Genomic DNA, 19,175 nt, shown 5'->3' with positions numbered 1-19,175 from the left:
CGTTCGGTCCGCTTTTAGGGGCGAGTTTTGACGGTCAGGTTGTCCGCAATGGGTCGTGTCCGGAAAGTCCGCTTTGGAGGTGGCGCCCCTTATTTTCTGTCATTGGGCTCTGAGTCGTTAACCACCTTTCGTAGACTACTGCGGAGCAAGTGGTTACGGTTGTAACGCCGCCTTTTTCGCAGAAAACTGCGAATGGCGGCTTTCGGGGCGCATCGTTTGCGGGCTGTATGGCTTAAATGGCGTGGGAAGCGGACATCATGGAATAGAGTAGCTCGCACGAGCTTGGCTCCAAGCCGTGGTAGCGAATTCGACAGTTCTTCCTTCGATACCCCTCAGCTTCATATAACCGCGGATTTTGGAGATCGTTTTAACCGTAGAATTTCTTGGATCAAGTTGAGCCAGAGCTTATCCCGATTTTGAAGAACGTGATTTTCTGCATTTAGATGAGTATTTTGTCCTCGAATGCCAGCGGAGATGGATCGAATTTGCAGCCCTCCACGAGCCACCCATCAATGCTCAAGGTGCACGCTTCTGGACCGCCTTGGCCGACTTCTATGCAGTCGAAGAAATCCAAGTCGTGCCCGCCCACTTCAATTCGCATTGCTGTCCTCACAAGCCTCGGATTTGGCGCGAGCAATGCGCCAAAAGAATAGCATGACCAAACACCCTGCTAAAGCATTGTGCAGGGCAACAGGTTCGCCCAAAAGCGTGAAACCATTTATTTTCGCCGCTGGGATATGCCATCCTCCCACCAAGCCGATTAGCGCATAGGCATATCCTGACTCTGCCTTCAAGGACCGCAAAAGAAGCCAACTTGGGAAACCTACAATAGCAAATCCTATAAATGCTAACACTGGTCCCATGACGATGGCGACCATTGAGTAGAACATCGCACCAGCCAATGCTGACGCCGATTGGGCGAGCACTGATTTCATAGACGCAACGAGTAAATAAATGACGAGGTACGCTGCGAGTCCCGCCGGCGGAGCGATAACAAATGCCATAAAGCTACGCCGGAGTGATGTGCAACCATGGCCCATTCAGGCAGTTAGGCAGCCATAAGTTAAATACTCATTTAGCGTCCAATGGGCTTTTTTAGAATGAAGGGTGCGCGTAGACCGTTAGCTTGCTGCACCTAACTTCCACTTTGTAGTCGTGTCCGGATAGTCCGCTTTCTTGGAGAATGCTGCTGTTTCCTGCCATTCGGCTCTGCACCGTTAACCATCATTCATGGACGACTGCGGGCAAGTGGTTCCGGTTGTAACACCGAAGAAGTCGTAGAAAACTGCGAATGTCCGCTTTCGAGGCACTCGGCTTGCAGCGGCTATGGCTTAAATGGCGTGGCTAGCTGACATTACGAGAGTTAGGCTGTGATCCTACAAAGGCTCTTCGGAGAGGGATGGACTTGAGAACTTTTCGAAAATGGATTGCTTTGGTTGCATTAACAGGTGGCTTAGCTTCGCCCTCCGCCTCACAAAGCGTGGCCCCACTATCGGAACGGGTAGCGCATTTTCCGGACAGTGCCTTCCAAGCTTGGTTCGGAACTATGCTTGCGTCTGAGTATAGACAAGGGCCGGACTGGGAAGCATTCTTCGGCGATGTTGGCCCTACCAAAGGCTGCGCGATCCACAAGGAAATCAGATCCCAAATTGTTCAGCGCGATTTGCCCCTATTCAGAGCGGCATATGTAGCCGCCGTAGCGGAAGGTATGAAACCGGAGATTTTTTCGGAAGTTCCAGACAGTTTCCTGACCGTACAGTTCAATAGCCACATAGGCCGTTTCCAACGCGATCTTCGAAATTTCCTTCGCCCGCGCGTTGAGGAATTGGGTGTAACCTTGCGGAATTGGTCGACCAGTCATGGCTATCTAGGCCGCAGGCTCGGATATAATCGCAATGGCATTCCCTACTGGGGTAAACAGCCCGCTATGACATCAATGGTTTGCTTGTTCCCGAATGACGCGGGCCTTCTAAAAGGCTGGAAATAAGGCCCGCCTTGTTGTCGTGTCCGGAAAGGCAACTTTTAGGTGAAAGGTGGCCGGTATATCTGCCGGGCAGCTTCCAGCTGCTCTGCAGCGGCACACCTATGGCAGGAATGTCGTGGATTAAAGATGGGCCGCTTTTCGGATTCGAGCATTCAAGCCATGTCGATTTCAACCGAATAAATTAGCCCCTTAACGTATCTCCGTTATCAATCCCCCTGAGTTCGATGATGCTTGTAGGCAATGCTTGAAAAAACGATCGATACTGTGGCGGGGGTTTCTTGCTTCACTTCTTGCAGGCGTATCCTCTGCGCTTATCGTCGTTTTGACGACAAGCTTGCCATTCAACCTCAAGGGAGGCTATGGGTTCCTGCTTGAAGTCGTCACTATTTTGTGGTTCCTCGGCAGCGTCGTTGCGACAATAGCCGCATTTCTGCTCGGAATTCTTGTCGAACTTCCCAAAGCCTACTGGCTCTCACACAAGCACAGCGGCGGCATTTTCGCACATATTTCGCTGAGTACTGCTGGAGCGCTGGTAATTATTCTCCTTTGGATTTTGATTGCGGATGGGGCGGCTCCGGCCAAAGTTCAACAGGACAAAGACTACTTATTCCCCATAGGAGCGTTTTTCGTCGGAGGAATATGCTCCGCTCTATTCTGGTGGAGTTTGGTCGTCCTGCCTTGGAGAAGGCAGCGGCAAACCAGCTAACTTCCGCGGCATTCCAGTCACAACCGTGAACGTCCGAGAAGTCGTCGTGTCCGGACAGTCAGCTTTTATAGCCAAAGACTGAATTACTGCCGTGACGATTTCGAGCACATTCGAATTTTATGAGGCTTCACCAGTGCCCGTTAGCTGTGGCTCGGATCGTCTTTGGTTGCGGTGACCGTCTAGCCGCCGTCAAGAGAGCGTGCGATCTGCAACAGTGCGCGCCGGTCCCGCCCGCCGAGACGCTTAAAGCGTTCCGCCATTTCCCGAGTCTCGGCATCTGCCAGCACATTGTCCGGAGCGCTACCTTGCGGATCGTCCGTTTCGCCCAGCAAATATTCGGGCGTAGTCTGCAATTCGCGGGCGATCTTCAGAAGGTGCTTTGAACCCTGCGGACCCCGCGAAATCAAATAGTTGATGCTGGGTTGCTTGATGCCAATGCGCCGCGCTAACTCGGCCTGAGATAGACCGACATCATTTATCCGATCGCTAAGTCGCCGGCCTAGATCCATGGACTGACACCATATAGAACTGGCTATAAGCGCACAGTTAGATTTGTCTATTGACCGTTCTATAGATTGATCTATATCCAGCGGAATGATCACGACAACGACCCCCTTCGAAGCGCTGATGACTGCGATCGAAATGTTGGGCGGCCAGTCCGCAATGGCTCGGCTTTGCGAACTAAAACAACCGAGCGTGTGGAAGTGGACGCGGTCGTCGAAGCGGCTCCCCGCCGAATATGTGCTCCGTGTAGAAGCGGCCACCGGCGTTTCCCGTCACGATCTTCGCCCCGATATTTATCCTCGCGATCATTCAGCGTCCCCCACGGATGCAGAGCCATCCGACGACTGCGAGCCGATTCTTACCGGGCTCGACCTCGTCCGCCAGTCCAATCGAATGCCGGTTTTTGACCGCAGACCGGAGGCGGCATGAGCGTGACCGCCATCATTGCCCTGAGCCTGGGCCTCACCATCCTGTCCATCGTTGCAGGGCTGCACAGCCTGATCCCCGCGGTCAAAGACATGATCGCGGATCTGCGCGCCAATGTTGCTTATCGCGATCTCACGATCGCCGCCAAGAACCTCCGCATCGCAAATCTGGAACGTGCCCTTGAGGAAAGCCAGCGGGGCAGGGGGACAAACTGTCCTGGCTGTGGCCCCTCTCAAGCCGTGCCCGGCGGTCATCCCACGCTGCCGGGCACGATCCTTCTCGTGACGGAGGACGGCCAGTGACCAAGGAGCGCCGGCCGCTTACCTTCGAGCGCGCGCTGTGCCGGGTCGCGGAGCTGATCGGCTATGATGGCTGCGCGCAGCTTCTCGGCTGCTCCGAGAATTGGGTGCGCAAGCTGTCTGACCCGGATGCCGAGCGCGAGATCAGCCTGCAAAAGGCCCGTCGCCTCGATCTCGCCTATCTGCGCGCGGGTGGCTACGGGCGGCCCTTTCTCGAATGCTATGAGCTGCAGCTTGAGATGGGCGACGAAACCGGCGGCTCGTCCACCGGCGAGATGATCGCGGCCGCCGGCAAAGCCGCGAAGGAGACGGGCGAGGCGGTGGGTGCCGCGCTGGCCGCCATCGAGAGGGGACGGGATGCGGGTTCCGTCGAAAATGCACTCCGTGAGATTGAGGAGGGCATCGAAGCCCTCACCGGCGTGGCCAATCGGCTGCGCGTCTCCGGCAATGGGGGGACAGGGCGTGAATCAGGCCATCCAAATTGATCTTGGCCAAATTGATCCCGGCTCTCAGGCTGCGGTCAGCCGGGGTGAGAAGCGGCGGCTCCCCATCGTGCGCTGCCCGGTCTGCAACGAGCGGGCCATGGTGCGCACGTCCGAGGAGATTACCCCAACGCTGCGCCAGCTCTACTATCTGTGCTCGAACTTCAAATGCTCGATGCGCTGGCGCGCCGCGCTGCAGGTGGAAGAGATCATCTCGCCTTCGGGCGTGTCGCCGGAATTCCGGCCGCCACACTACCGCGAGGTCAAGCCGCCGGGCCACGCTTTCGGGCAGGCCTCCCTGTTCGACGGCATCGATGTCGTGAGCAGCGCGCCGGCCAATGATCCCATCGGCAGGAGGCCCTCGGGCTAAGCCGGTCGGGATCGGCATCCACGATGCTCTAAAATCCGCAAAAATATCAGATGTTTAAAGACTGAATTTCAAATTCGGAACGGTCCTCTTTGTCTGAAAGGAATGCCCCGATGCCTGCCAAGACGACGCCCCAGCCAACGGCCCTGCCAACGCGCGGCCCCTTCATCTCATTCTGCCTCGCCTGCGCCCGGCAAGAGAACCGCCCCAATGAAGTGCTGCCGGATGGGTGGACCTTCGGCGATGTCGGCGGCGTCCTCTGCCCCGATTGTGCCCCGCGCACCATCGCCGTTATCCCCGCCGCCGGTGAGGATGACGATCTGCTGGCGCCCTCCATCGAGGCGCGGGAGATGGCGCTGACCATGGGCTGCGATGTCGCGGTGCCGGGGCCGGCCATCGAGCCGAACATTCATCTGCAGCGGCAGGCGGACGGCACCTATCGTGTCGCCATCCTGATCGGCGGCACCTTCACCCCGGCCGAGGCCGTGCGCCTCGCGCGCCAAGTGGAAATCTACGCGGCGCTCGCGGAGCGGCCCGGCACGCTGGGGCTGGCGGCGTGAGCTGCCCCGAAAAGGGAGACCTCAAACATGGCTGACAATATCGCCGCTGAGCAATTGCGGCTTCTCATCGAGCGCGTCGAGCGCCTTGAGGAAGAGAAGAAGGGCATCGCGGACGACATCAGGGACGTGTTCGGCGAGGCCAAGGCCACCGGCTACGACGTGAAGATCATGCGCCAGGTCATCCGGTTGCGGAAGCTTCCGGCGCAGGATCGGCAGGAGATGGAGGCGGTCCTCCAGGCCTATCTCGCAGCGCTCGGCATGGACGACATGTTCGCCGGCTTTGATGGGCGCCGGTGATGGAAACGGGTTCCGTCATTCTGGACCGCGCCCGCTCGCCTGCCGCGTGGATCGAGGAGCTGGCTGCGCGGGGGTTCGAGGTCTCGGAGCGCGCCTTGCGGGATCGGGCCAACCGGCTTGGCGCCTGCCACCGCATCGGCCGCGCCGTGTTCATCACCCCCGCACATATTGATCTCATTCTCGGAGAAGCACGTTGCCGATCGAGCCGTATCGCCGAGGCCCGACCTGGTGGGCCAAGGGTCGTGTCGAATATCTCGGCAAGCCCATCACCGAATATTACCGATGCAGCACTGGAGCTTCTGAAGAAGCGGGCGCGTGGGCATGGTGCCGGGACGAGGAAGAGCGGCGGATAGCCGAGCACCTCGTCGGGGCGAGCCGGCTGCTGACCTTCGCCGAAGCCGTGATGATGTATCCGGCCAATGCGAATACAGCGCGCTACCTCATACCCATTACGGAACTATGGGGCGCCCGCCTGGTATGCGACATCTCGCCCAAAGACGTGCGAGATCTGGCGCCCAGGCTGTACCCCAATGCCTCGACGGACACTTGGACGCGGCAGGTCATCACGCCGGTGCGCGCGGTCATCAACAATTTTCGGGATGCCGACAGCGGCGACCTGTTTCACGTCAAGGGCTACAGCAAGCAGGACCGCATCCGGCAGGACCGCAGGCGCGGCAAGCTCAGCCGCGTCAAGAAGGAACCGGGGAGCTGGGAATGGCTGCTCAAATTCCGTGAATATGCCGGCGAGCGTCATGCAGCGTTGGCCCTCACCATGTTCGTGACCGGCGCGCGCATCAGTCAGGCGATTGCCATGCATCCTGACAAGCATTGCCGCTTCGATGAGAACCAGATCTGTATTCCCGGCGCCAAGGGCCATGATGATCGCTGGCTGGAAGTGCCCGCCGAGCTGGTGGCGGAATTGGCCTCGTTGCCGCGCCGCTATCCCCGTGGCGCCGCTCGCAAGCCAGAGAACCTGCGGCTCTTCGGTTTTGCAGACCGATCCAGTCCGCGCAAGGGCTGGGTGAAAGCCTGCGAAGCTGCCGGCATCCCCGTCATTCCGTTCCACGCAGCGGGCCGTCACGGCTTCGGGCAGGAGATGAACGTCCGCCAGCAGATCGATGAGAAGGCAGCGGGCGCCTACGGGGGCTGGTCAGACACAGCGCTGATGAAACGCACCTACACCCACGCAGAAGAGACCGTGAGCAAGATCCACGGCGCCTTCTATCGCGGCCTCGCGCAAGCCGAAGCCGCCACCGGCCTGTCCCTGGCCCAAAGGGACTTTTCGTACAAAGCGCGTACAAAAAAGAAGAAGGGGGCAAAATAATGCCAAATAAACCAGAGACTTACAAAAACAGCCTCGTCACCTTCACACGGGTGGGGTCGCAAGTTCAATCCTTGCCGCGCCCACCATTAAATGCCCTGATTTCAAGGGTTTTTAATGCACATTTCCGAGCGAATGAAAAACTGTTTTTCCGGGGCAGACCCAAAACAAAGGTCTCTTCCGTGGGCTGATCGGTACAGCATTTCACGCCGGTTTGCGGGCTCTAAGCCAAATACACGCGGCGCCAATCTTCGCGCCTACATCGACGACGATCAGAACCTTGCCCCTGGCCAAGGATAGCTTGGGAGTGATTTTCGATGGCACTTGTCACATGCTCGGGGGCAGGCCGTCGGTCGCCTCTATCCGGCCAGACTAAGCGCAGGGTTTGAAATCGCTGTCACGACGCGCGCCTTCAAGGCCCGTCCCGCTGATAGGAGCTTCGACGCCCCGAGGTTCGGCTCGACAATATAGCTTCATCAGCGATGCCCGATGAGCGAACACGGCTTCGTCGTTCATGTGCGCACCATCCTGAGCCGCCCGGCCGATCAACTCCGCGAGGGCAGCCCGATCACGCCCCAGCCGGACCAGTTCAGCCGCTAAAGCCTGAGGATCCATGGGGGTGAGCACGCCGCCACCGTGGCCGGAAATCAAATCCTGAGGATACGCGGACTCATAACCGACTATGGGTGTTCCGGACGCCAGCGCCTCGATCAGGTTTCGCGGAGATTCAGGCGTCAGGTGACAAAACGGCATCAGATGCGCCGCGCGCAACTTATCCAGCAGCTCCGATCGATCGACAAGGAGGCCGGGGAATTCGATCTGTTCTTCAAGCCCTTGCGCCAGCACTTTTGCGCGTGCCTCTTCCCGTTGCGGGCCATCGCCAAACCACTGGGCACGAAACACAACCCCGGCCTCTTTGACGAGACGGAGCGTTTCTATCCAGTCCATGACACCTTTATCGGGGTGAAACCGCCCAATGTAGATCAGACGCAGAGGGCCGTGCTCGATGTCGCGTATTTTGCGGATCAGGCTCTCGTCCGAGATTTTGTCGTGCGGCTTCAAATGGATGTCGTGCACAAGAAACGAATTGGCATTGAACCCACGATAAGTCTGGTAGCAATCATTGCCGTGAAACAGGCCAAGCGCTGCCGAACCAATCGCGCGACGCTCCAGGCGTCGCGCGAGGCCCGCATTCACAAGCCTGACAAAGCGCCGGACGCCCGACGCTCTGAGGGCGTCGATGCGCATGACTTCCGACTCGACCCTGTCCGTCCACACGGCGACCTTCCGTCCTCGGCGAGCGGCCATCAGCGCCGCAACGGCGGCCCAGTCTCCCCATGCCCCGCCAAGGGCACAATGGAGGAACGCGTGGCTGTCGATCAGGCGCGACAATTTGGCACGCATCTCTGGATAGGCCTTGGCAAAGGAAAGCGGCGTCCACGCTCGCGGCGTCAGCTCAACGGCAAGATTTGGTCCCAAGCCAAGCCCTGCGATCGAGACGCTGTCCGCAGGAGGGGGAGCGTTCACGACCTTCACGCACAATGTCATCTGGCCGAAATGGCGAATCCACTGGTGCAGGCCATTCGCCGCCTGTTGCTCAATGAAGACATCGCCTTCGTACTGATGAACGAGAAGGGGCAAGATAAGGAGCAAGCCGCCCAATGGTTTGCTTGCCACGTCTTCCATCAACCGACCCCACCACATTTCTCCGCCCAGCCGCCCCATAAAGCGGGCGCGCGCGGCAGCAAGTCTCTAACCCGGCAAGTATTAAATCCGTTCTAATATCGGAGATCGTTTCGCTATCACACGGGGCGCACGTTCAGTCCGTGCCTGCGCCCACTATCGCAGGGCCGTCATGCCCATCTCCCCATCATATGCCTGGACAGGCTAAGCCCGGCTCAGTGGCCGCTATGGTCTTCCATGCCGGTCATCGCGCCCTCCGTGTCCGGCTGTTGCACGATGGCGTCGGCGAGAATGCGCTGGCCGTTGGAGAAGATGAAGGTGAACGTCATCTTCTTGTCCGCAAGCGCCTGCGGGTTGATGGACCACAGCATGAGGTGCTTGCCGCCCGGCTCAAACTTCACTGTCGCACCGGCGGGCACGTCCACGGTCTTCACTGGGCGCATGGAGGCGACGCCGTCCTTGGTGCTGCTCTCGTGAATTTCCACACGCACGGCTTCGTCGGTCAGCACGTCGCGCAGCACGACATCGTCGGCGCCGCCGTGGATCGTGAAATAGGCCGCAGAGGGGGCATTGGGATTGGGGTTGAGGCGCAGGAAGCCGCCATCGACATCCAGCGGCGGCGGGTCGCTGCACGCACCGAGCGTCGCCAGCATCGCGGCTGCGACGAGGAGCGAGGAGGGCTTGTGCATGTGCGGTCTCCAGGAGGTTTGTTATCTCGCCGGGCTTTAGACCCGGTGATCTACGCCGCCAAGCAAAACAGGGCCGGCTTGCTCGGGCGAGCATCTCCTGACCTGCCCCGGCCGGGCCTGCCGTGCGCGCTTGGGTCAGCTAAATCATCTCGGGACTTGTTGCGCGAAAACACCCTCCTATATCGGCGCGGTCAACGGGGTGGTTTCGGCCTGAGTGCGGAGCCGCCCCGGCAGCGGCCCAATTCCGGGCGCTCAACTACACATGGGGTACAAGAGGGCAAATATGGCTAAGGTTATCGGTATTGATCTCGGCACCACGAACAGCTGCGTCGCCGTGATGGACGGCGGCAAGCCGAAAGTGATCGAGAATGCGGAAGGCGCGCGCACCACGCCCTCCATCGTGGCATTCGCCAAGGATGGCGAGCGGCTCATTGGCCAGCCGGCCAAGCGTCAGGCCGTGACCAATCCGGACAACACCGTGTATGCCGTCAAGCGCCTGATCGGTCGCCGGTTCGACGATCCGCTGACCAAGAAGGACATGGAGCTGGTCCCCTACAACATTGCCAAGGGTCCCAATGGCGACGCTTGGGTGAATGCTGGCGGGCAGGACTACAGCCCCTCGCAGATTTCCGCCTTCATCCTGCAGAAGATGAAGGAAACCGCCGAGAGCTATCTCGGTGAGACCGTGACGCAGGCGGTCATCACCGTGCCGGCCTACTTCAACGACGCGCAGCGCCAGGCGACCAAGGACGCCGGCCAGATTGCGGGCCTTGAAGTGCTGCGCATCATCAACGAGCCGACCGCGGCCGCGCTCGCTTACGGGCTTGAGAAGAGCGAAGGCAAGACCATCGCGGTCTACGACCTTGGCGGCGGTACCTTCGACATCTCGATCCTCGAGATCGGCGATGGCGTGTTCGAGGTGAAGTCGACCAACGGCGATACCTTCCTCGGCGGTGAGGACTTCGACTCCAAGATCGTCGAATATCTCGCTGACGGCTTCAAGAAGGACGAAGGCATCGACCTGCGCGGCGACAAGCTGGCCCTGCAGCGCCTGAAGGAAGCCGCCGAGAAGGCCAAGATCGAGCTCTCCAGCGCGCAGACGACGGAAGTGAACCTGCCGTTCATCACCGCCGATGCGACTGGTCCCAAGCACCTGGTCAAGACCATCACCCGTGCCGACCTTGAGCGGCTGGTCGAGGCGCTCATCAAGCGCACGCTCGAGCCCTGCAAGAAGGCGATCGCGGACGCAGGCGTCTCCTCCAGCGAGATCAGCGACGTCGTGCTCGTCGGCGGCATGACCCGCATGCCCCGCGTGCGCGAAGTGGTGAAGGAGTTCTTCGGCAAGGAGCCGCACACCGGCGTCAACCCGGATGAAGTGGTCGCCATGGGCGCCGCTATTCAGGCCGGCGTGCTGCAGGGTGACGTCAAGGACGTGCTGCTGCTCGACGTGACGCCGCTGTCGCTGGGCATCGAGACGCTGGGTGGCGTGTTCACCCGCATGATCGACCGTAACACCACGATCCCGGCCAAGAAGAGCCAGGTCTACTCGACGGCTGATGACAATCAGCAGGCAGTGACCATCCGCGTCTTCCAGGGCGAGCGTGAAATGGCGGCGGACAACAAGCTGCTCGGCCAGTTCGATCTGGTCGGCATTCCGCCGGCACCGCGCGGCGTGCCGCAGATCGAGGTCACGTTCGACATCGACGCCAACGGCATCGTGAACGTCTCGGCCAAGGACAAGGGCACCGGCAAGGAGCAGCAGATCAAGATCCAGGCGTCTGGCGGTCTGAGCGATTCCGACATCGACCAGATGGTCAAGGATGCCGAGCGCTTTGCCGAGGAAGACAAGAAGCGTCGTGAGGGCGCCGAGGCGAAGAACAACGCCGAGAGCCTGATCCACACCACGGAGCGCCAACTCGCCGAGCATGGTGACAAGGTGGACGAGGCGCTCAAGGGTGAGATCGAGGCGGCTGTCACCGCGGCCAAGAGCGCGGTCGAGGGCGGCGATGTCGAGGCGATGAAGACCAAGACCCAGGAACTGGCACAGGTCTCCATGAAACTCGGCCAGGCGATCTACGAAAAGGAGCAGGCTGCGGCCGCGTCTCCGGGCGCCGAAGGCACGGCCCAGAAGGCTGATGATGACGTCGTCGACGCCGAGTTCTCGGAAGTCGACGAAGACAACAAAGCCTGATTGAACGGAAATGACGCCCGGCCGGCCCATGAACTGGCCGGCCGGGCGATTGCTTGGGACTGCTGCGGGGCATGAGTAGCAAAATCGATTATTACGAGCTGCTCGAAGTCGAGCGGACAGCGGATGGCGCGACGATCAAGTCGGCCTATCGCAAGCTGGCCATGCAGTGTCATCCGGATCGCAATCCGGGCTGCAAGGAGAGCGAAGCCAAGTTCAAGGCGATCAACGAAGCCTATGACTGCCTGAAGGACGAGCAAAAGCGCGCGGCTTATGATCGCTTCGGCCACGCCGCCTTCGAGCAGGGCGGCATGGGCGGCGGACGCGGCGGACAGGCCGGCTTCTCCGATTTCTCCGATATTTTCGAGACGATCTTCGGCGATGGTTTTGGCGGCGGTGGCCGTCAACAGACGCGGCGCGGCGCGGACCTGCGCTACGACATGGAAATCTCGCTGGAAGACGCCTTCCATGGCCGCGACACGACCATCGAGATCGATGTTTCCACCCAGTGCGACGCCTGCGAGGGTAGCGGCGCTGAGCCTGGCACCAGCGTGGAAAGCTGTCCGACCTGCGGTGGCCACGGCAAGGTGCGGGCGCAGCAGGGCTTCTTCGTCATCGAGCGGACCTGCCCGAGCTGCCATGGCGCGGGCCAGCGGATCAAATCACCCTGTCGCGCCTGCCGCGGCGAGGGGCGCGTGGACAAGCGCCGTTCGCTGGACGTGAAGGTGCCGGCCGGCGTCGATGAAGGCACGCGCATTCGCCTCACCGGGCAAGGCGAGGCCGGACCGCGCGGCGCGCCGGCGGGCGATCTCTACATCTTCCTGCATGTGAAGCGGCACCAGATTTTCGAGCGGGACGGCACCAACCTGTTCTGCCGCGTGCCGATCAGCTTCACGCTCGCGGCCTTGGGCGGCACCATCGAGGTGCCCGGCCTGGACGGCGAGGATCATGAAATCCGCATTCCCGCCGGCATCCAGTCCGGCAAGCAACTGCGCCAGCGCGGCGCCGGAATGCCGGTACTGAACGCACGCGGCCGGGGCGATCTCGTCATCCAGATCGAAGTGGAAACGCCCACCAAGCTCTCGGCCCGGCAGAAGGAACTGCTGGAGGAATTTCGCGCCACCGAGACCGGCGAGGAATGTCCGCAGTCGAGCGGGTTTTTCAGCAAGATCAAGAACGTGTGGAGCGATCTGACGGAGTGATCTGAGCGGGTGGCGGGATTGTCGGAGCGCTTGTCAAAGCGCTGGTCAATCCGCCGTCGTGGAGCTCTGCTGCCCTAGGCTCCTGCCTGCGCAGGAGCACAGCTTGGGCTTAACGGCTCACTTGTACGCCCGATCAAACGTCCACGCGGTGATGCTCCACACCACCTTGTGCTCCTGCGCAGGCAGGAGCCCAGGGCGCAAAAGCACTGCCCCAAATCGTTGATCGAGTAAGCCCGGCCCTAAACGCCGGCCGCCACTCTTACCGCGGCAGATCGACCCGCGTGCCGTCGGCCGCATCGCTGACCACCAGATCGGCAATCGCACGACCGACCACGTCCCGTGTCTTGAGCGTTGCCGGGTCTTCGCCCGGATAGGCGCGTGCGCGCATGGTGGTGCGGGTGGGGCCGGGGTTGACGATGTGAGTGCGGACCTTGGAGATCTTGGTGACTTCCTGCCCATAGGCGCTCACCAGCACGTCTTGCGCCGCCTTGGATGCGCCATAGGCGCCCCAATAAGCGCGTGGCGCCGTCGCGACGCCGGTGGAGAGGGCCACCACGCGCGCGTCCGCGCTCTTCCGCAGCATGGGATCGAAGGCCGCGATCAACGCCTGAGTCGAGGCGATGTTGAGCGTGAGCTGCCGGGCAAATTCCTTGGTGTCGATGGCGGTCACGGCGGCAAGCGTGCCCAGCGTGGCAGCATTGAGCACCAGCACGTCGAGCGCTTCCCAGCGCCCGCTGATCGCCGTGGCCAGGCGCCCGATGCTCTCCCCGTCGGTCAGGTCGAGCGGGGCGATGGTGGCGCTGCCACCGGCGGTGTGGATCTGTTCTTCCACCGCTTCAAGATCCGGCACGGACCGCGCGACCAGAACCACATGCGCGCCATCGCGCGCGAGTTCGATGGCGGTGGCCGCGCCGATGCCCCGGCTGGCGCCGGTGACGAGGGCAAGGCGCCCGGCCAGGGGCCGGTTGTCGGTCGTATCGGTCATGCTGTCTCCGCTCCGGCTCAGACCACGCGTTCGCGCAGCAGTTCGAGCTGGTTCACTTCGGCCTGATCGTCGAAGTCGGTGAGGGTGGTGGGATAATCGCCGGTGAAGCAGGCATCGCAATATTGCGGCAGCTCATCGTTGCGGCGGGCCTCGCCGATCGCCCGGTAGAGGCCTTCGATCGACACGAAGGCGAGGCTGTCGGCATGAATGAACGAACACATCTGCGAGACATCCATGCGATGCGCGAGCAGCTTGGCGCGCTCGGGCGTATCGACGCCGTAGAAGCAGCTATGCCGGGTCGGCGGGCTGGCGATGCGCATGTGCACATCCTTGGCGCCGGCCTCGCGCATCATCTGCACGATCTTGAGGCTGGTGGTGCCGCGCACGATCGAATCGTCGATCAGCACGATGCGCTTGCCGGCGATCAGCGCCCGATTGGCGTTGTGCTTGAGCTTCACGCCCAGATGGCGAACCTTGTCGCCCGGCTGAATGAAGGTGCGGCCGACATAATGCGAGCGGATAATGCCCAGCTCGAACGGAATGCCCGATTGCTGCGCATAGCCGATGGCGGCAGGCACGCCGCTATCCGGCACGGGAATCACGAGATCGGCATCGACCGGACTCTCGATGGCCAGCTGCGCGCCAATGCCCTTGCGGACCGAATAGACGCTGCTGCCATCCACAATGGAATCCGGCCGCGAGAAATAGACATGCTCGAAGATGCAGGGGCGGGCCTGCGCCGTCTCGCCAAAGGGGCGGTGCGAGCGGATTTCGCCGCCCTGCGTCACCACGATCAGCTCGCCGGGCTCGACCTGCCGGATATATTCCGCGCCGACCACATCGAACGCCACAGTCTCGGAGGCGAAGATGATCGCATCGCCCAGCCGGCCCATCACCAGCGGACGGATGCCGAGCGGATCGCGGCAGGCGATCAGGCCCTCGCGCGTCAGGCAGATGAGCGAATAGGCGCCTTCCACCTGCTTGAGCGCATCGATGAAGCGATCCAGCAGGGTCCGGTAACGCGATTTGGCGACGAGGTGGATGATCACCTCGGTATCGCTGGTCGATTGGAAGATCGCGCCATCGCGCACCAGCCGCTTGCGCAGGTTCATCGCGTTGGAGATGTTGCCATTGTGAGCGATGGCGAAGCCGCCCGAGGACAGCTCGGCATAGAGCGGCTGGACGTTGCGCAGCGCGGTCTCACCGGTGGTCGAATAGCGCACATGGCCGCAGGCAACATGGCCTGCGAGCTGGCGGATCACATCGTCCTTGTCGAAGTTGCCCGCGACATGGCCCATGGCCCGGTGGGTGTGGAACTCCTCACCGTCCCAGCTGGTGATGCCGGCGGCTTCCTGCCCGCGATGCTGCAGGGCGTGAAGGCCCAGCGCCACCATGGCGGAGGCTGTGTCGGCGCCATATACGCCAAAAACGCCGCACTCTTCGCGCAGCTTGTCGTCATCAAATGGGTGCGTGGTCAGCATGGCTCTACTCATAGCCGACGGGGTGCGATTCCCGCCGCGTCGCGATCCTCGTTGCCGGCCATATAGGAGCGTCAAACTGCTTTGTCGCCCCATTGTCGCAAGAAAGGTGGTGAATGCGTCGGGTTGGGCGAAGGCAGACCCTCCATAAGCGCGTGCAGCTGCCAAAATCGGCGAGCGGCATAAAGTTCGGAACCATGCCGCCCGGGGGCTGTTTCCCTCGCAAAAGGAGATCGCCATGCCGGTTGATTGGACGTCCCGCGCGCGTGCTCGCTCCCTCTTCGCAACCATCGTCGGCGCGATTATCGCGCTGGTCGGCCTTGTGCTGGCTATCGGCGGCGCATGGCTCGCGGTGCTGGGTGGCAGCCTCTATTACCTCATTGCCGGGGTGCTCCTCGGTCTGGCGGGCTTTCTCCTCATCCGACAGCGGGTGCTGGGCGTCTGGGTCTATCTCGCCGCCTATGGACTTTCGATCATCTGGGGGCTGGCTGAGGCCGGGCTCGATGGGTGGGCACTGATTCCCTTCACCGTCGGCCCGACGGTGCTCCTGATCCTTGTGCTGCTGACCTTGCCGGCGCTTCAGCCCGAGCGCTGGCAATGGCGCTTGCCGGTCATCGCGAGCGTGGCAGCCGTGCTGGTGCTGGCCTTGGGTGGCGTGGTGATCTCCCGCCTCAACCTGCCGGAGGTGGGCGCGATGCCGGCGCGGCTAGCCTCGACGGTGGCCGATCCCTCGCTGTTGCGGCCCGGGACGGACTGGCCGGCTTATGGCGGCAGCTACGCGGCGCAGCGTTATTCGCCGCTCGGACAGATCACGCCCGCCAATGTCGGAAAATTGCAGCGCGCCTGGGTGTTCCACACCGGCGATCTGCCCAAGGACATGGCCGACAACAAATATGGCGCCGAAACGACGCCGCTGAAGGTCGGCAATACGCTCTACCTGTGCTCGGCCACTAACATTCTCATCGCGCTCGATCCGGCGACCGGTCAGCAGCGCTGGCGCTACGATCCCAAGGTCGATCATGCGTGGATTCCCTATACGGCCGCGTGCCGCGGCGTCGCTTATTATGCCGTGCCGCAAGCCACGGAAGGGCAGGCCTGCGCGACGCGGATCATCGAGGGCACGCTGGATGGCCGTCTGATTGCCGTGGATGCACAGACCGGGCGGCCATGCGCCGACTTCGGGGAGAACGGCGCGGTCGATATCAAGCGCGGCATGGGCAAGGTGGTGCCGGGCATGGTCTCGATCACATCGCCGCCCACCATCGTGCAAGGCGTCATCGTGACCGGGCACCAAGTGCTGGATGGGCAAAAGCGCGATGCGCCGTCCGGCGTCATCCAGGGCTATGATGCGGTCACCGGCGAGAAGCGCTGGGCGTGGGACATGCTCAACCCGGATTGGGCTGGCGATCCGCCGGCCGGGCAGGAATATGCGCGCGGCACACCCAATATGTGGACCATTGCCAGCGGCGATGAATCGCTGGGCCTCGTATATCTGCCGATGGGCAATTCCGCGGTGGATTACTGGAGCGGGAGCCGCAGCCCGCAGGAAGACAGTTTTTCTTCCTCGCTGGTTGCGCTGGACGTGACGACCGGCAAGCCGCGCTGGCGTTTCCAGACCGTGCATCGCGACGTGTGGGACTATGATCTCGGCGCGCAGGCCTCGCTGGCCGATTTCCCCAATGGCTCCGGCACGGTGCCGGCGCTGATCCTGCCGAGCAAGCAGGGCGAAATCTACGTACTGGATCGTCGCACCGGCCAGCCGATCTTCCCGGTGCAGGAGCGGGCGGTGCCGCGCACCGGTGTGGAGCCGCAGCGGCGCAGCCCTACCCAGCCTTATTCGACCTACCACACGCTCGCCTTCCCCGACCTCAAGGAAAGCGACATGTGGGGCATGTCGCCCATCGACCAGATGGTCTGTCGCATCCAATATCGGCAGGCGGAATATCGCGGGCGGTACACGCCTCCCACGGCGGACAAGCACTTCGTCGAATATCCGGGCTATAATGGCGGTACGGACTGGGGCGGCCTCGCCATCGATCCGGTACGCGGCGTGATCCTCGCCAACTACAATAATATGCCCAACTATAATCGCCTGGTGCCGCGCGCCGAGGCGGACCGTCGCGGCTTCCCGGCGCCGCGTGGCGATGAGAAGGCGCGGGGCGGCAGCATGAGCGAGGGTGGCGGGCATGGCTCGCAAGACCCGCAGGCCGGCTCGCCTTATGCCATTTCGGTAAACGCAGGGTGGCGGCTTTCGCTGACTGGCCTGCTGTGCAAGCGCCCGCCTTATGGCGGTATCCGTGCGATCGACATGCGGACGGGCCAGACCATCTGGGATCGCCCCTTCGGCACCGCGCGGCGCAATGGCCCCTGGGGAATTCCGTCAATGCTTCCCATCAACATCGGCACGCCGAACAATGGTGGCGCAGTGGTCACGGCTGGCGGTGTGGCCTTCATCGCCGCAGCGACGGACAATCTGATCCGCGCCATCGACATCGAGACGGGCAAGACGCTCTGGCAGGATACACTGCCGGCGGGCGGTCAGGCGACGCCAAGCGTGTATGAGGTGAACGGAAAGCAGTATCTCGTCATCATGGCGGGCGGGCACCATTTCATGGAGACGCCGATTGGCGATGAAGTGATCGCCTACGCCCTGCCGGGATGAGAATGGGAGGAAACATGGCTTTGGCAGGTCGGGCGTGGCAAGCTCGCTCGATCCGCCGAGCGCTTGCCTGAGGCGAAGGGGTTAAGCGCGTGCTTTCACTGGAGGCGGAAAGGCATTAGGCGGGTAGGGCAACGTCGCCTTCCCAAACTCCGGTTCAAGATCCGTCCAATGATGCTCGTGCATGTCCCGCCTGCGATCGCCAACCAGTCCTGGCGTGCCATCGGCATCGTGACGGCGCTGGCGGTGGTCGGCGCGCTCGCACTCTATTCCATGGCTGGTGGTTCGATGGTGCCGTGGGCCGGTGCGCATCTGCTGCGCTTTGCGCTGTTTCTGATCCTGGCACTGGTGATTTCCTACATCCCCTCCGAGCAGTTCAAGCCGCTGCTCTTCCCGGCCTATCTGGCGAGTCTCGCGCTGCTCATCATTGTGCTGATGATGGGCATCGTGGGGGGCGGGGCGCGGAGCTGGCTCAATCTCGGCTTCATGCAGTTGCAGCCCTCCGAGTTCGTGCGGCTGGCCGTGATCGGCATGGTCGCGCGATTCTACGAGATGTTGCCGCCCGCCGCGACGCGCTCCTTCACGGCGCTATGGCCACCGGTCGCGCTCACGGTGGTGCCCTTCGCGCTCATCCTGCTCCAGCCGGATCTCGGCACCGGCATGATGCTGGTGCTGTCTGTGGCGGTCGTGACCTTTCTCGCGGGATTGCCGCTGCGGCTCTATGCGGCGGCGGGCGCGGCCGCGATCGTGCTGATCCCGGTGATCTACAGCTTCCTGCTGCCGCACCAGCAGCGGCGCGTGACGATTTTCATGAACCCGGAGGCCGATCCGCTGGGCGCGGGCTATCACATCACCCAGTCGGTCATCGCCATTGGCTCGGGCGGCTTCTTCGGCAAGGGCTACCTGCAAGGCAGTCAGAGCCATCTTCATTATCTTCCTGAGTCGCATACCGATTTCATTTTTCCGGCTATTACCGAGGAGTGGGGGCTGCTCGGCGCGACGGTCATCATCGCCTTGTTCTGGCTGCTGCTGCGCTGGGGCATGAACGTCGCGCGGGATGCGGCCAGCCGCTTCGACCAACTGCTGGCGGCGGGGTTGACCTGCAGCCTGTTCCTCTACATCTCCATCAACATGATGATGGTCGTCGGCTTCGCGCCGGTGGTCGGCCTGCCTCTGCCGCTCGTCTCCTACGGCGGCTCCGCGATGCTCTCGATCATGATCTCACTGGGGCTGTTGATGGGCATCGACCGCAAGACCCGCAAGCGCGCCAACCCCTATCTGCGCTGATCGCGGCCGGGGTCATATTCGGGGTCACATTCTCTGGCCAAAGCCACTGGCGCGCCTG

18 protein-coding genes are annotated in these 19,175 nt (G+C 61.9%); 12 read left to right on the top strand and 6 right to left on the bottom strand.

Features of this window, described 5'->3' with window-relative positions:
* Positions 1-590: 590 nt before the first annotated feature.
* The gene (locus tag M2343_RS07980) at positions 591-1,004 is read right to left on the bottom strand and encodes a hypothetical protein (RefSeq protein WP_264576233.1); all 414 of its coding nucleotides are present in this window, start codon (positions 1,002-1,004) and stop codon (positions 591-593) included.
* Between the two features lie 1,224 nt (positions 1,005-2,228).
* On the opposite strand from M2343_RS07980, the gene M2343_RS07975 reads away from it, so the two are divergent.
* Positions 2,229-2,690, top strand: a complete 462-nt coding sequence (locus tag M2343_RS07975) for a hypothetical protein (protein WP_264576232.1) — start codon at positions 2,229-2,231, stop codon at positions 2,688-2,690.
* A gap of 179 nt (positions 2,691-2,869) precedes the next feature.
* Here the strand turns inward: M2343_RS07975 and M2343_RS07970 are convergent, their stop codons facing one another.
* A complete protein-coding gene (locus M2343_RS07970; protein ID WP_264576231.1) occupies positions 2,870-3,199 on the bottom strand; it encodes a helix-turn-helix domain-containing protein in 330 nt (109 codons plus the stop codon).
* An 85-nt stretch (positions 3,200-3,284) separates the two neighbouring features.
* Between M2343_RS07970 and M2343_RS07965 the strand changes: the two genes are divergently transcribed.
* The 7 genes from M2343_RS07965 to M2343_RS07935 all read left to right on the top strand — a co-directional run bounded on the left by M2343_RS07965 (position 3,285) and on the right by M2343_RS07935 (position 6,949).
* Positions 3,285-3,623, top strand: coding sequence for a helix-turn-helix domain-containing protein (locus M2343_RS07965; RefSeq protein ID WP_264603875.1), 339 nt, complete (start codon positions 3,285-3,287; stop codon positions 3,621-3,623).
* Positions 3,620-3,922, top strand: a complete 303-nt coding sequence (locus M2343_RS07960) for a hypothetical protein (RefSeq protein ID WP_264576230.1) — start codon at positions 3,620-3,622, stop codon at positions 3,920-3,922. Before M2343_RS07965 ends, M2343_RS07960 begins: the two co-directional genes overlap by 4 nt.
* Positions 3,919-4,404, top strand: a complete 486-nt coding sequence (locus M2343_RS07955) for a hypothetical protein (protein WP_264576229.1) — start codon at positions 3,919-3,921, stop codon at positions 4,402-4,404. Before M2343_RS07960 ends, M2343_RS07955 begins: the two co-directional genes overlap by 4 nt.
* Positions 4,382-4,771 carry an ogr/Delta-like zinc finger family protein gene (locus M2343_RS07950; RefSeq protein ID WP_264576228.1) on the top strand — a complete coding sequence of 130 codons (390 nt, stop codon included), beginning with the start codon at positions 4,382-4,384 and terminating at the stop codon, positions 4,769-4,771. The genes M2343_RS07955 and M2343_RS07950 overlap by 23 nt, the downstream gene beginning before the upstream one ends.
* Before the next feature lie 110 nt (positions 4,772-4,881).
* Positions 4,882-5,328, top strand: coding sequence for a hypothetical protein (locus M2343_RS07945; RefSeq protein WP_264576227.1), 447 nt, complete (start codon positions 4,882-4,884; stop codon positions 5,326-5,328).
* A gap of 27 nt (positions 5,329-5,355) precedes the next feature.
* Positions 5,356-5,625, top strand: coding sequence for a DUF2312 domain-containing protein (locus tag M2343_RS07940; RefSeq protein WP_264576226.1), 270 nt, complete (start codon positions 5,356-5,358; stop codon positions 5,623-5,625).
* Positions 5,626-5,818: 193 nt separating this feature from the next.
* A complete protein-coding gene (locus M2343_RS07935) occupies positions 5,819-6,949 on the top strand; it encodes a tyrosine-type recombinase/integrase (RefSeq protein WP_264576225.1) in 1,131 nt (376 codons plus the stop codon).
* Between the two features lie 369 nt (positions 6,950-7,318).
* Here the strand turns inward: M2343_RS07935 and M2343_RS07930 are convergent, their stop codons facing one another.
* Positions 7,319-8,632, bottom strand: a complete 1,314-nt coding sequence (locus M2343_RS07930; RefSeq protein WP_264576224.1) for a glycosyltransferase family 4 protein — start codon at positions 8,630-8,632, stop codon at positions 7,319-7,321.
* Between the two features lie 212 nt (positions 8,633-8,844).
* A complete protein-coding gene (locus M2343_RS07925; protein WP_264576223.1) occupies positions 8,845-9,318 on the bottom strand; it encodes a copper chaperone PCu(A)C in 474 nt (157 codons plus the stop codon).
* A 283-nt stretch (positions 9,319-9,601) separates the two neighbouring features.
* Between M2343_RS07925 and dnaK the strand changes: the two genes are divergently transcribed.
* Together dnaK and dnaJ are read left to right on the top strand one after the other, a co-directional pair.
* Positions 9,602-11,509, top strand: a complete 1,908-nt coding sequence (gene dnaK / locus M2343_RS07920) for a molecular chaperone DnaK (protein ID WP_181559100.1) — start codon at positions 9,602-9,604, stop codon at positions 11,507-11,509.
* Positions 11,510-11,580: 71 nt separating this feature from the next.
* Positions 11,581-12,708, top strand: coding sequence for a molecular chaperone DnaJ (gene dnaJ / locus M2343_RS07915; RefSeq protein ID WP_264576222.1), 1,128 nt, complete (start codon positions 11,581-11,583; stop codon positions 12,706-12,708).
* A gap of 259 nt (positions 12,709-12,967) precedes the next feature.
* On the opposite strand, the gene M2343_RS07910 is transcribed toward dnaJ, so the two are convergent.
* Together M2343_RS07910 and purF are read right to left on the bottom strand one after the other, a co-directional pair.
* Entirely contained in the window at positions 12,968-13,693 is a 726-nt protein-coding gene (locus tag M2343_RS07910; RefSeq protein ID WP_264576221.1) for an SDR family NAD(P)-dependent oxidoreductase, read from the bottom strand.
* 17 nt (positions 13,694-13,710) lie between these two features.
* Positions 13,711-15,174, bottom strand: coding sequence for an amidophosphoribosyltransferase (gene purF / locus M2343_RS07905; RefSeq protein WP_181559103.1), 1,464 nt, complete (start codon positions 15,172-15,174; stop codon positions 13,711-13,713).
* Positions 15,175-15,409: 235 nt separating this feature from the next.
* On the opposite strand from purF, the gene M2343_RS07900 reads away from it, so the two are divergent.
* Both M2343_RS07900 and rodA read left to right on the top strand, forming a co-directional pair.
* The gene (locus M2343_RS07900) at positions 15,410-17,833 is read left to right on the top strand and encodes a membrane-bound PQQ-dependent dehydrogenase, glucose/quinate/shikimate family (RefSeq protein WP_264576220.1); all 2,424 of its coding nucleotides are present in this window, start codon (positions 15,410-15,412) and stop codon (positions 17,831-17,833) included.
* Positions 17,834-18,001: 168 nt separating this feature from the next.
* On the top strand, positions 18,002-19,117 hold the full coding sequence (rodA, locus tag M2343_RS07895) for a rod shape-determining protein RodA (protein ID WP_264574755.1): 1,116 nt from the start codon (positions 18,002-18,004) through the stop codon (positions 19,115-19,117).
* Positions 19,118-19,175: the final 58 nt, after the last annotated feature.

The organism is Sphingobium sp. B8D3B, from assembly GCF_025961875.1.
Lineage (GTDB): Bacteria > Pseudomonadota > Alphaproteobacteria > Sphingomonadales > Sphingomonadaceae > Sphingobium.
This window is presented reverse-complemented; position numbering and strand designations above follow the sequence as displayed.